The sequence below is a fragment of the Frankia sp. CcI49 genome (assembly GCF_001983215.1).
In the GTDB taxonomy this organism is placed as follows: Bacteria; Actinomycetota; Actinomycetes; order Frankiales; family Frankiaceae; genus Parafrankia; species Parafrankia irregularis.
Window position 1 is genome coordinate 78417 of the sequence record NZ_MOWP01000019.1, and the last position, 11967, is coordinate 90383.

An 11967-nucleotide genomic window follows, 5' to 3' on the forward strand; every position below is an offset into this window, starting at 1 on the left:
TACCCGGAAAGCTGCGGATGCCGGTAGGCGCAGCCGCAGTCCTCTCCGCGGCAGCCAGCCCAGGCAGCTTGGCTCGGCGGCGACCAGAGGCCACTTGGTTCGGAGGGCGCATGACGGCGATCACGGGTGAGAACACAGCCACCGCCCAGAGAGCTCCCGCCGACCCGTCTCCCCCCTCCGCAGACACACGCCCGGCCACCCCGGCGCACCCGGCGGCGGGCTGCGACGATGGCGACCAGGAGCCAGCGGGCAAATCCGGTCAAGGCGTCCTTGAGCGCGCGTTCCAGCTGTTGGATGCCGTTTCCGGTGAGGGAACGGCCGGGCTGTCCCGGCTGGYGAGATTGGCGGATCTGCCCAAGGCGACCACGTATCGCCTGCTCGATCAGCTGGTCGCGGTGGGCGCCGTCGAGCGGGTGCATTCGGCGTACCGCGTCGGGCCAGCCGTGCATCGGATGAGGAATGTCCGGCCGTCGCACACACCGCTGCTTCGTGCGTCCCGCACACCCGTTCGCGACCTGGTTCGGGACTCCGACGCCACGGTCGTCATCGCCGTGCTCCGTGACGACCCGGACGTTGTCGTGGTCGACGCCGTCAGTGTGCTGGCCCCGGCGCATGGTGTCGTCCTCAGCCCGATCAGCTCCGCTCCGCCCGCGACCGCCACCGGGCAGGTCCTTCTCGCCGAACGGCCTGACCTCTACGGGCCGCCCCAGTTCTCGGAGGCCGAGTGGCGCCGGGCCCGCGCCGATATCCGTGACCGCGGCGTCGCCATGGACAGCCAGGTACTCGTTCACGGAATCTGCTGCGTGGCCGCCGCCATTCGCCAGCCGAACGGGCAGGCCGTCGCATCAGTCGCCGTCGTCACGGCCGCCGAGCGGGTCTCGATGCGACACACCGACCAGGTGCGACGCGCAGCGGCGAGCATCAGCCGCAACCTCGCCATGCGCGGCTGAACCCGTGTTTCGCCAGGCGGATTCCGCGCTGCCGACCAATCTCTGCGATCTTGTAAAGGGGCATGGGGGTTGGGTGGGGCCGACGCCGAAGGCGTCGAGCAGGTGGTGCTGGAGCGGTGGCGGCCAGGTTGGTCAGCAGGGCGTACCAGCCGTCGGCCGGGGCTTCGGCGTCCAGCGCTGGCTGGTCGAACGTCCATGAAGGCGGCTTTGACGGCCTGGTCGCGCCGGGTGCTTCTCCAACCCGGCTGACGTCGGCATGCCTGTGCGGGGCCGGGGTAGGGCATTTCCAATGGTGGACCGGATCGAGGCGATGGAGCCGGGTGCCGGCTGGGCGCTGGCTCACGCGAATGACATCGCGCATGCCGACGCCGAGGTCGGCATCTGGGATCGCGACATCGTCAGCGGGAAGCTGACCTGGGACCGACGCACCGCCGAGTTGCACGGCCTGCGCCTCGACGAGTTCGGCGAGACGATGACGGACTTCTACGCGACCATCCACCCTGACGACCTTCCCAGGGTGCGGGAGGCCGTGGACAGCGCCATCGCGGCCTGCGGCTCCTACCTGGCCGAGTACCGCGTGGTGTGGCGGGACGGCTCCCAGGTGTGGGTACAGGGGCTGGGCCGGATCGTGGCCAGCTCCGCCGGCGAGGCGACCCGCGTGATCGGGCTCGTCGTCGACGTCACCTGGCGGCACGCGATCGTGGACATGCTGCAGCGCGCCATCCTTCCGCAGATACTTCCAGACCTGCCCGGCATGGGCCTCGTCGCCCGCTACCTGCCGGCCACCCGCGACGCCGGCGTCGGTGGTGACTGGTACGACGCGTCCCTGCTCCCCGACGGCGCGGTCCTGCTGGTCGTCGGCGACGTCGCCGGCCACGGGCTGCCAGCCGTGGCCGCGATGGCCGAGCTGCGCCACGCGACGCGTGCCTACGCCCTCGCCGGCTACTCGCCGGCCGGCATCACCACCCAGCTGTCGACGAACCTCGCTCCCGACCCGGACGGCACCACAGCCACCGCCGTCGTGAGCCGTCTCGACCCGGCCACCCACCGGTTCACCTGGTCATGTGCCGGCCACCTGCCGCCCCTGGTGCTCACCGGCGCCGGCCCCGACTACCTCGACGACGTCCACGGCCCGATCCTCGGCGCCGCCCCGCGGCTCGCCTACGGGCAGACCGACCTGAGCCTGCCGCCGGGCGCCCAGCTCCTGCTCTACACCGACGGGCTCGTGGAACGCCGGGGTGCCTCCCTCACCGACCGGCTCGACACGCTGGCCCGCGCCGCGGCCGGCCACAGCCCCGGCGGGCTGGGCGGTCTCGCTGACCTCTGCGACGGCATCGTCACGGACCTCGCCGGGCCGGCCGGCCGGGAGGACGACCTCTGCCTCCTCGCCGTCCGGGCTCCGTAGCGGGGGCGAGCGCCCCCGCTACGGCCGATCGTCATTGAGCGTGATCGAACGCGAGACCGGCCAGGTCATTGGCCCGGCCGACAGACTGGTCCCACGGAGCGTTCCGCCCGTCACGAGCCCAGTCCGCTGCCGGCCGTGGCGGTCCGGCCGGCTACGGCTGGTCCGGCTGGCCGCCGTGCTCGCCCAGGCGCGGCGGCGGCCCGTAGTCGGGCTCGTAGCCGTGGACGAGGACCGGGCTGCCGACCAGCCGGAAGTCGCCGGCGCGCACGACCATCTCCGGTGTCGCTTCCAGCGCCTCGGGCAGCGACCGCACCTTCGCCGCCGGGACACCGAGGCGCTTCAGCCGCGTCTCCCAGCCCTGCGCGGTGTCGGCGGCGAGCGCCGCGGTGACCACGGCGAGCACCTCCTCGCGCCGGGCCGCGCGTTCGGCCATCGTCTCGAAGCCCGTCACGCCGGCCTCGGTGGAGAACTTCTTCCAGAAGCCGTCGTGGGTGACGAACAGCGCCAGGTAGCCCTCGGCGGTGGGGAACAGCTGCGCCGGCACGTAGTACGAGTGCGCGCCGAACGCCATCCGCCGCGGCTCGGTGCCCTCGTTGAGGTACGCCGAGGCGCGGTAGTTGAGCTGGGAGAGCATGACGTCGCGCAGTGAGACCTCGAGCTGCCCGCCGCGACCGGAGACGATCTGCGCGAGCAGCGCCAGCGCCGCGGTGAGGCCGGCGGAGTTGTCGGCCGAGGAGTAGCCGGGCAGCGTCGGCGGGCCGTCCGGATCGCCGGTGAGCGCGGCGACCCCGGTGGCCGCCTGGATGACGTAGTCGAACGCCGGGTCGTCGCCGGCGGACAGCCCGAAGCCCGTCAGCGCCACGCAGACGATCTTCTCGTTGTACGGGCGCAGCGCCTCGTAGGTCAGGCCGAAGTTCCGGATCGCCGACGGTTTGAGGTTGACCACGAGCGCATGCGCGTCGGCCACCAGCTCGTGCAGGCGGGCCTGGCCCGCCTCACCGGTCAGGTCGAGGCGGATGCTGCGCTTCCCGCGGTTGATGCTGGCGAAGTAGGCGTCGCTGACCTGCCGGGACAGGTCCCCGCCGGGCGGTTCGAGCTTCGTCACCTCGGCGCCGAGGTCGGCGAGCATCATCGTCGCGTACGGGCCCGCGAGGATGTGGCCGACCTCCAGGATGCGGATACCGGCCAGGGGTCCCGCGCCTGACCGAGGTTCCGGGCCTGCCTGAGGTTCCGGGCTCATCTGACCTCCGCCGCGAGGGCCGCGATCACTTCCCGGGTCCGCCGCTTGGAGGCGATCAGCTCGTCGCGGTTGTCACCGATGGGCAGCAGCCGCACCGACAGGTCGGTGCAGCCGGCGTCGGTGAACCGCCGGAAGGCCGCCAGGATGGCCGCCTCGTCGCCGACCGCGGCGATGTCCCCGACGTTGGTCGCGTCGCCCTGGTCGAGCAGGCGCTGGTAGTTCGGGGAGACCTCGGCCTCGCCGAGGATGCGGTTAGCCCGCTCCCGCGCGGTGTCCTCCTCCCCCGGCGCGCACAGGCACACCGGGATGCCGGCGACGATCCGCGGCGCCGGGCGGCCCGCCTCGGCCGCCGCCTTGGTGATCCGCGGCACCACGTGCTCGCCGACCGCGCGCTCGTCGGCGAGCCACAGCACGGTGCCGTCGGCCTGCTCGCCGGCGATGCGCAGCATCACCGGCCCGAGCGCGGCGAGGAACACCGGCAGCGGGGCGACCGGCCCGATCTCCATCGGGTTGTGGACGGTGAACGTGCCGTTCTCGACGTCCACCGGCCCCGGCCCGCTCAGCGCGGCCTTGAGGACCTCGAGGTAGTCGCGGGTGAACCCGGCCGGCCTGTCGTAGGGCAGGCCGAGCATGTCGCGGACGATCCAGTGGTGCGACGGCCCGACGCCGAGCGCGAGCCGCCCGCCGGTGGCCGCCTGCGCCGACAGGGTCTGGCGCGCGAGCGCGATCGGGTGCTGCGGCTGCAGCGGGACGACCGCCGTGCCGAGCTCGATCCGCTCGGTGCGGGCACCCATCAGGGCGACCGCGATGAGCGCGTCGAAGTCGGAGGGCACCTGGGGGATCCAGGCGGTGTCCATCCCCGCGCCCTCGGCCCACAGGACGTCGTCGATCATCCGCCCGACCTTGCGCGCGGAGTCACCCCGCTCCGGTCCGATCATCACGCCGACCCGCATTGGACCCTCCGGTTCTCGTTACGTCCCGATCTCGTCACATCGATGTCGCGCTCGCGCGCTGCCGTGAACCCGCCCCCGGCACGGCGACCCGCGCCGGGCCTGTGCCAGGCCGGTGCCGGGGCAGGGGGCGGTCGGCGCCGGATCGGCGTCAGGGCGTGGTGGCCGCCGCCGTCAGCGCCCGGACCCGGGTGACCACCTCGTCGAGCGAGGTGCCGGTCGGGAACACCGCGGCGGCGCCGACCTCCAGCAGCTTCGGGACGTCCGCCGGCGGGATGGTGCCGCCGACCACGACCGCGATGTCACCCGCGTCGGCCGCGCGCAGCGCCTCGATGGTGCGGGTCGTCAGCGCGATGTGCGCGCCGGAGAGGATGCTCAGGCCGACCAGCGCCACGTCCTCCTGCAGCGCGATCGTGACGATGTCCTCGATGCGCTGGCGGATGCCGGTGAACACGACCTCGAAACCGGCGTCCCTCAGCGTACGCGCGATGATCTTCGCGCCGCGGTCGTGCCCGTCCAGGCCGGGCTTGGCGACGAGAACCCGGGCCGGCATCAGAACACCACCGGCTGCTGGAACTCGCCCCAGACCGCCTTGAGGGCGGCGACCATCTCGCCGACCGTGCAGTAGGCGTTGGCGCAGTCGATCAGGTTGTGCATCAGGTTCCCGTCTCCCTCGGCGGCGCGGGCGAGCGCGTCGAGGCTGGCCCGCACGGCGGCGCCGTCCCGCTCGGCCTTCACCTTCGCCAGCCGCTTCAGCTGTCGTTCACGCCCGTCCGCGTCCAGCTCGTAGGTGGCCAGGTCGGGTGCCGGCTCGTCGGCGACGAACCGGTTCACCCCGACGATGGGCACCGTGCCGTCCTCGATGTCCTTGTGCAGCTGGTAGGCCTCGTCGGCGATCAGGCCCTGCAGGTAGCCGTCCTCGATGCAGCGGACCATGCCGCCGTGCGCCTCGAGGTCGTCCATGATCTCGACGATGCGGGCCTCGGTGGCGTCGGTCAGCGCCTCGACGAAGTAGGAGCCGCCGAGCGGGTCCGCGGTGCGGGTGACGCCGGTCTCCAGGGCGAGGATCTGCTGGGTGCGCAGGGCGAGGGTCGCCGACTCCTCGCTGGGCAGCGCGAACGGCTCGTCCCAGGCGGCGGTGAACATCGACTGGACGCCGCCGAGCACCGAGGCCATCGCCTCGTAGGCCACCCGCACGATGTTGTTCTGCGCCTGCGGCGCGTACAGCGAGGCACCGCCGGCGACACAGCCGAAGCGGAACATCGACGCCTTGTCGGCGGTCGCGCCGTACCGCTCGCGCACGATGGTCGCCCAGCGCCGGCGGCCGGCCCGGTACTTGGCGATCTCCTCGAAGAAGTCGCCGTGGGTGTAGAAGAAGAAGGAGACCTGCGGGGCGAACTGCTCGATCGTCAGGCGCCCGCGCTCGATCACGGTGTCGCAGTAGGTGACACCGTCGGCGAGGGTGAAGGCCATCTCCTGCACCGCGTTGGCGCCGGCGTCGCGGAAATGCGCGCCGGCGACCGAGATGGCGTTGAACCGCGGCACCTCGGCGGCGCAGAACTCGATGGTGTCGGCGATGAGGCGCAGCGACGGCGTCGGCGGCCAGATCCACGTCCCGCGGGAGGCGTACTCCTTGAGGATGTCGTTCTGGATCGTGCCGGTCAGCTTCGACCGGGGCACCCCGGAACGTTCCGCGGCGGCCACGTAGAAGGCCAGCAGGATCGCGGCGGTGCCGTTGATGGTGAAGCTGGTGCTGATCTTGTCCAGCGGGATGCCGTCGAAGAGCACCTCGGCGTCGGCGAGCGTGTCGACGGCGACGCCGACCCGGCCGACCTCCTCGGTCACCTCCGGGTCGTCGGAGTCGTACCCGCACTGGGTGGGCAGGTCGAGCGCCACCGACAGGCCCGTCCCGCCCTGGTCGAGCAGGTAGCGGTACCGGCTGTTGGACTCCTCCGCGGTGCCGAAGCCGGAGTACTGCCGGAAGGTCCATGTGCGCCCCCGGTACCCCTTGGCGTAGTTGCCGCGGGTGAAGGGGAAGCGGCCCGGCTCCGGTGGCTCGGCCCCGCGGTCGGCGGGGCCGTACACCGGACTGACCGGCAGGCCGGAATTGGTCTGGACAGAATCGCTCATCGTCGCTTCATTACTTTCTGGAGGCGGAAGACCGATACCTCGACTTGCCCTGATCGGTGCTCGGTGTTCGGTGCGGTGCTAGCGCAGCTGGTCCTTCATCACTTTTCCGGACGCGTTCAGCGGCAGGCTCTCCAGGAACTCGACGTGCCTGGGCACCTTGAAGCCGGCCATCTTCTCCCGGCTCCACGCGATCAGCTCGTCGGCGGTGACCGGGCCGCGCCGGACCACGAATGCCTTGCCGACCTCGCCGAGGCGGTCGTCGGGCACGCCGATGACCGCGGCCTGCGCGACCGCGGGATGCCCCAGCAGGTAGCCCTCGATCTCGGCCGGGTAGGCGTTGAAGCCACCGACGATGAACATGTCCTTCTTGCGGCCGATGATCCGCAGGTACCCGCGCTCGTCGAGGGTGCCCAGGTCGCCGGTGTGCAGCCAGCCGTCGGGGTCGATCGTCTCGGCGGTGGCGGCGGGGTCGTCCAGGTAGCCCTGCATCACCGTGTAGCCGCGGATCAGCACCTCGCCGTCGTCGGCGATGGAGATCTCCACGCCGTCGCAGGCCTTGCCGACGGTGGTGGCGATGTCCTCGAAGGAGTCGCCCGGCCGCGAGGCGGTGGCGGTGCCCGCCTCGGTGAGGCCGTACCCGGTCATGATCGACTGGAAGGGCAGCTCCTGCTTCATCCGCCGGATCAGCTCGACCGGGATGTCGGCCGAACCGGTGACGGCGCACCGTAACGAGGAGACGTCCGCGCTGCCCCGCGCCGCCAGTATCGAGTGGTAGAGCGTGGGCGGGCCGGGGAGCATGGTGATCCGCTCCCGCTCGATCAGCTCGAGCAGCCGGTCCATCTCCAGGACGGCCATCGGCACGATGGTCGCGCCCCGGATCAGGGCGGCGACGATCCCGGCCTTGTAGCCGAAGTTGTGGAAGAACGGGTTGACGATCAGGTACCGGTCGCCCTCCCGCAGATCCGCCTGGTAGCACCACTCCGCGTACAGCCGCAGCGTCTGGTGGTGGTTCATCATGACGCCCTTGGGCCGCCCGGTCGTCCCGGACGTGAACAGGATGTCGGCGATGTCGTCACCATCGGTGACCACCGGTGCGTCCAGCGGCGCCCCGGAGGTCAGGAAGCCCGACTTGATGTCGATGGCGGGCACAGCGGTGATACCGGCGTACGCCTGCCCGAGGAAGCCCTCCTGGACCAGGACCATCCTCGCCCCGCTGCGGGTGAGGATGTCGTTCGCCTCCTCGGCCTTGTAACGGGTGTTCACGGGCACCAGCACCCCGCCGGCGGTCAGCAGCCCGAAGGCCGCGATGATCCACTCGGCGGAGTTCGGCGCCCAGATCGCCACCCGGTCACCCTTGCCGACGCCCGCCGCCGCGAAGGAACCCGCGGCGGTGCGGACCCGGCCCACCAGCTCGGTGTAGGTGAGGCGCAGTGCCCCGTCGACGACCGCTTCGGCGTCACCGAAGCGGTCGGCGGTGCTGAGCACCATCTCCGGGATGGTCTCCCACTTCATGCGTCGATCAGCCTGGCCAGGTTGCCGCCCATGATCTTGGCCTGGTCCTCCGCGCTGAGGTCCTTGAGCACCTCGACGTAGCTCACCGGGTCGCCGAGGCCCTCGGGGTGCGGGTAGTCGGAGCCGAAGAGCACCCGCTCGACCCCGATCAGCTCGGAGAGCTTGCCCATGTCCTCCTCCCAGAAGGGGCTGACGTGGACGTTGCGCCGGACCACCTCGATCGGGTTCTCCAGGAACTGCTGCGGGTACTTCTTGTAGATGTCCTTCAGCTCGGAGAGCAGTGGGGCGACCCAGGACGCGCCGTTCTCGATGACCGCGATCTTCAGGGTCGGGAACCGGGACAGCGCACCGTGGCAGACCAGCGCGGCCACCGTGTCCTGGATGGGGCGCCACTGGCCGAACATGCGGAAGGCGTCCGGCTGGAACGGCAGGTACTCGCGGACCTTGCCCTCCCAGTCCTGGGTGTAGCGGTTGTAGCCGCTGTCCGAGGAGTGCAGGCCGACCAGGATGTTGTGGTGCACGACCCGCTCCCAGAACGGGTCGAACTCCGGCAGGCCGAAGGACCGCGAGCCGTTGAAGCCGGGCACCGGCGCCGGCCGGATCAGGATGGCCTTCGCCCCGCGCGCCACGACCCACTCCAGCTCCTCGATCGCCTTCTCGACGATCGGCAGGGTGATGACCGGCGTGGTGAAGATGCGGTTCTCGTAGTTGAACTGCCAGGTCTCGTACAGCCACTCGTTGAGGGCGTGGATGACGACGTGGGTCAGCTCCGGGTCGTCCCGCATGCGCTCCTCGATGAGGCTCGCCAGCGTCGGGAACATCAGCGTCCGCTCGAGGCCCTGCTCGTTCATCAGCTCGATCCGGGACTTCGGCTCGCGGAAGGCCGGGATCGACCGGATCGGCTTGCCGACGATCTCACGGTAGGACTTGCCCTCGGGGTTCCCGATCTTGAAGAACTCCTCCTGGGCGCCCGGGCGGGCGACGACCTCGAAGGTCGGGTTGGGGATGTAGTCGCTGATCTGGCCCCGGATCGCGATCTTCGTGCGGCCGTCCACCTGGACGTACCGGATCGCGCCCCTGTACGCCTCCGGCAGGAACTTGGTGAAGGCGTCCTCGGTCTCGTACAGGTGGTTGTCCGCGTCGAAGACGGGGTACGGCGACACTCGCGTAGGCATGAGATCCTCCCTTACTGATATGGAGAACCCTATTCTCTTCCCCGCTGTGCCGCAATGTCTGCCTGCTGCGCGGTGTCCCGACGCGCAATGACTGCTCGTAGGACCGCCTTTTGGATCTTACCGCTGGGGGTGCGCGGGAAGTCCTCGATCTCGACCAGCTCCTCGGGCCACTTCTGCCGGGCCAGCCCCGCCTGCTGGAAGTGCGCGCGCACCGCGTCCAGGGTCGGCAGCGCGGCCCCGTCCTGCAGGCGCAGCACCGCCGCGGCGTGCTCGCCGAGCCGGGCGTCGGGCGCCGCGACCACCGCGGCCTCGGCGACACCGGGCATGGTCAGCAGCACCTCCTCGACCTCCAGCGCGCTGATGTTCTCCCCGCCGCGGATGATGAAGTCGGCCTTGCGGTCGACGATCGTCAGGTACCCGTCGGCGTCGAGCACCCCGACGTCGCCGGTGCGGTACCAGCCGTCGGCGTCGAAGACCTGCGCGGTCAGCTCGTCGTCGAGGTAGCCCAGGCACAGGTCCGGGCCCCGGCTGAGGATCTCCCCGTCCGGTTCGAGCCGGATCTCCACCCCGGGCAGGACGTCCCCGTCGGTGAACAGGCGCTTGTCCGGTCCCGCGGTGTACCGGGAGCCGGTGATCGAGGGATGCTCGGTGCTGCCGTAGGAGCGGAACACCGTGATGCCGAGCTCGTCCAGCCGGGTGGTGACCGCCGCCGGCACCGACGACCCGCCGAGCCCGGCGTAGCGCATCCCGACCAGGTGCTCGGGGGTGAAGTCGGGGTGGTCCAGCAGGCTGGTCATGAAGTACGTGGCGCCGCCGCCGACGGTGAGGCCGCCGGTGCGCATCAGCTCCAGCGCCTGCGCCGGGTCCCAGACGTCGGCCAGGTTGATCGGACGTCCTTCCAGCACCGGGATGAGGAAGGCGTTCAGCATGCCGATGAAGTGCCCGATCGGCGCGGCGGTGAGCTGGCGCCCGCGGTCCGGGGGATAGAGGCCGGCGAGCTGGCGGGTCTCGAAGCCGAGCGTCCGATGGCTGTGGATGACGCCCTTGGGGTCGCGGGTGGTGCCGGAGGTGAACGCGATCACCGCCGGGGCGCCCGGGTCCGCCGCGACGGTGCCGGGCATCGGGTCGTCGGCGAGCAGGTCGTCGAACGCCAGCGGCTCGCCGCTCGGGCGCCCCACCACGCCGACGACGGGCACTCCGGCGACGAGGTCGGGCTGGAACTCCAGCCGCCCGAAGCCCTGCGCCGTGACGAAGACCTTCGGCGACGTCCGTTCCAGGATGTAGCCGACCTCCTTGCGGCCGTAGAAGTGCACCACCGGCACCACGACCGCGCCGAGTAACGCCGAGGCCCAGAAGGTCGCCGCCGCCTCCACCCAGTTCGGCAGCTGGAACACCACGACGTCGCCGGGGCCGACCCCGCGGGCGCGCAGCCCGGCCGCCAGCCGGCGCGCGACCTGCTCGACCTCGCGGAACGTGCCGTTCCACGGCCGCACCGCCGAGTGGACCCGGAACTGCGCGTCCGGCGCGGCCGCCAGGCCCGTGGCCAGGATGTCGCCCAGCGTCTCGGACGTCCACCAGCCCTCGGACTCGTACCGCCTGACCAGCTCGGGGGGAACCGTGCGCATCGCGTGAGCTCCGATCTGTGCTATTCCCGGACTCTCCCAGGACACTCGGGCAGGTTCCACAGGTACCCCGCGGGCCGCCGGCATCCGCGTGCGGCGGAAGGCCGGCAATCTCACAGGGGAACTCTGGATTTTAGGCGGGAATGTTACTCTCCATATTTAGAATTGTATTCTCAACCTGGAGTTGGGTCCATGATTGATCTTGAGCTGGACGCCGGGCTCGCCGTCATCACGATCGACCGGCCCGAGGCGCGCAACGCCATCTCCCTGGCCACCATGGGTGAGCTGGAGAAGGCCCTCGACGCCGCCGACGGCGCCGGGGCCCTGGTCATCCGGGGCGCCGGCGACCGGGCGTTCGTCTCCGGCGGCGACCTCAAGGAACTCGCCGCCCTGCGCACCGAGGACGAGGCGACAGCCATGGCCCTGCGGATGCGCGCCATCTGCGACCGGCTCGCCGCGTTTCCCGCCCCGGTGATCGCCGCCGTCAACGGGCACGCCCTGGGCGGCGGCGCCGAGGTCGCGGTGGCCGCCGACATCCGCGTCGCCGCCGACGACATCAAGATCGGATTCACCCAGTCGACGCTGGCGATCATGCCGGCGTGGGGCGGCGCCGAACGGCTGGCCGAGCTGGTCGGGCCCGGCCGCGCGCTGCTGCTCGCCGGCACCGGCCGGGTCCTGACCGCCGCCGAGGCCGAGGGGCTCGGGCTGGTCGACCAGGTCCTGCCGCGGGCCGCCTTCGACGAGGGCTGGCGGGCACTGGCCCACTCCCTCACCGGCGCGCCCGCCCGCGGCATCAAGCACGTCCTGCGCCGCGCCGCCGGTGCGCCGCTGACCGAGGCACACGCCGAGGACGCGGCCCGGACCTTCGCCCGGCTGTGGGTGGACGACGAGCACTGGGCCGCCGTCGAGCGGGCCGGCGCCAGGCGCGCCCGCTGACCGTGCCGGCCGCCCGGACCCGACCGGCCGCAGGAGCGCCCGATCGG

Annotated in this window: 10 protein-coding genes; 3 read left to right on the plus strand and 7 right to left on the minus strand. The window is 71.5% G+C overall.

The genetic code is table 11. The features are described from left to right. Window positions 1-110 precede the first annotated feature (110 nt). Together CcI49_RS18430 and CcI49_RS18435 are read left to right on the plus strand one after the other, a co-directional pair. A complete protein-coding gene (locus tag CcI49_RS18430; RefSeq protein ID WP_076828075.1) occupies window positions 111-950 on the plus strand; it encodes a helix-turn-helix domain-containing protein in 840 nt (279 codons plus the stop codon). Window positions 951-1239: 289 nt separating this feature from the next. Beyond that, the gene (locus tag CcI49_RS18435; RefSeq protein WP_076828077.1) at window positions 1240-2355 is read left to right on the plus strand and encodes a SpoIIE family protein phosphatase; all 1116 of its coding nucleotides are present in this window, start codon (window positions 1240-1242) and stop codon (window positions 2353-2355) included. Between the two features lie 151 nt (window positions 2356-2506). Here the strand turns inward: CcI49_RS18435 and CcI49_RS18440 are convergent, their stop codons facing one another. The 7 genes from CcI49_RS18440 to CcI49_RS18470 form a co-directional block, all read right to left on the minus strand. Next, the gene (locus tag CcI49_RS18440; RefSeq protein ID WP_076828079.1) at window positions 2507-3595 is read right to left on the minus strand and encodes a CoA transferase; all 1089 of its coding nucleotides are present in this window, start codon (window positions 3593-3595) and stop codon (window positions 2507-2509) included. After that, window positions 3592-4548, minus strand: a complete 957-nt coding sequence (locus tag CcI49_RS18445; RefSeq protein WP_076828081.1) for an LLM class F420-dependent oxidoreductase — start codon at window positions 4546-4548, stop codon at window positions 3592-3594. The genes CcI49_RS18440 and CcI49_RS18445 overlap by 4 nt, the downstream gene beginning before the upstream one ends. Before the next feature lie 148 nt (window positions 4549-4696). After that, a complete protein-coding gene (locus CcI49_RS18450) occupies window positions 4697-5098 on the minus strand; it encodes a cobalamin B12-binding domain-containing protein (RefSeq protein WP_076828083.1) in 402 nt (133 codons plus the stop codon). Next, window positions 5098-6675: a methylmalonyl-CoA mutase family protein gene (locus CcI49_RS18455; RefSeq protein WP_006540681.1), complete on the minus strand. Its 1578-nt coding sequence runs from the start codon at window positions 6673-6675 to the stop codon at window positions 5098-5100. Before CcI49_RS18455 ends, CcI49_RS18450 begins: the two co-directional genes overlap by 1 nt. Before the next feature lie 78 nt (window positions 6676-6753). Next, the gene (locus CcI49_RS18460; protein ID WP_076828085.1) at window positions 6754-8187 is read right to left on the minus strand and encodes a FadD3 family acyl-CoA ligase; all 1434 of its coding nucleotides are present in this window, start codon (window positions 8185-8187) and stop codon (window positions 6754-6756) included. Then, a complete protein-coding gene (locus CcI49_RS18465; protein WP_076828088.1) occupies window positions 8184-9362 on the minus strand; it encodes an amidohydrolase family protein in 1179 nt (392 codons plus the stop codon). The genes CcI49_RS18460 and CcI49_RS18465 overlap by 4 nt, the downstream gene beginning before the upstream one ends. A 29-nt stretch (window positions 9363-9391) precedes the next feature. Beyond that, window positions 9392-10987, minus strand: coding sequence for an AMP-binding protein (locus tag CcI49_RS18470; protein WP_054570226.1), 1596 nt, complete (start codon window positions 10985-10987; stop codon window positions 9392-9394). Window positions 10988-11176: 189 nt separating this feature from the next. Here CcI49_RS18470 and CcI49_RS18475 point away from each other — a divergent pair, with 189 nt between their 5' ends. Then, window positions 11177-11920, plus strand: a complete 744-nt coding sequence (locus tag CcI49_RS18475) for an enoyl-CoA hydratase/isomerase family protein (RefSeq protein ID WP_054570227.1) — start codon at window positions 11177-11179, stop codon at window positions 11918-11920. Window positions 11921-11967 lie beyond the last annotated feature (47 nt).

What these genes read in the sequence shown, in the direction of transcription:
- CcI49_RS18435 (WP_076828077.1), top strand. Translation starts at nt 1,240, where the DNA reads ATGGTGGACCGGATCGAGGCGATGGAGCCGGGTGCCGGCTGGGCGCTG.
- CcI49_RS18440 (WP_076828079.1), bottom strand. Translation starts at nt 3,595, where the DNA reads ATGAGCCCGGAACCTCAGGCAGGCCCGGAACCTCGGTCAGGCGCGGGA.
- CcI49_RS18445 (WP_076828081.1), bottom strand. Translation starts at nt 4,548, where the DNA reads ATGCGGGTCGGCGTGATGATCGGACCGGAGCGGGGTGACTCCGCGCGC.
- CcI49_RS18450 (WP_076828083.1), bottom strand. Translation starts at nt 5,098, where the DNA reads ATGCCGGCCCGGGTTCTCGTCGCCAAGCCCGGCCTGGACGGGCACGAC.
- CcI49_RS18455 (WP_006540681.1), bottom strand. Translation starts at nt 6,675, where the DNA reads ATGAGCGATTCTGTCCAGACCAATTCCGGCCTGCCGGTCAGTCCGGTG.
- CcI49_RS18460 (WP_076828085.1), bottom strand. Translation starts at nt 8,187, where the DNA reads ATGAAGTGGGAGACCATCCCGGAGATGGTGCTCAGCACCGCCGACCGC.
- CcI49_RS18465 (WP_076828088.1), bottom strand. Translation starts at nt 9,362, where the DNA reads ATGCCTACGCGAGTGTCGCCGTACCCCGTCTTCGACGCGGACAACCAC.
- CcI49_RS18470 (WP_054570226.1), bottom strand. Translation starts at nt 10,987, where the DNA reads ATGCGCACGGTTCCCCCCGAGCTGGTCAGGCGGTACGAGTCCGAGGGC.
- CcI49_RS18475 (WP_054570227.1), top strand. Translation starts at nt 11,177, where the DNA reads ATGATTGATCTTGAGCTGGACGCCGGGCTCGCCGTCATCACGATCGAC.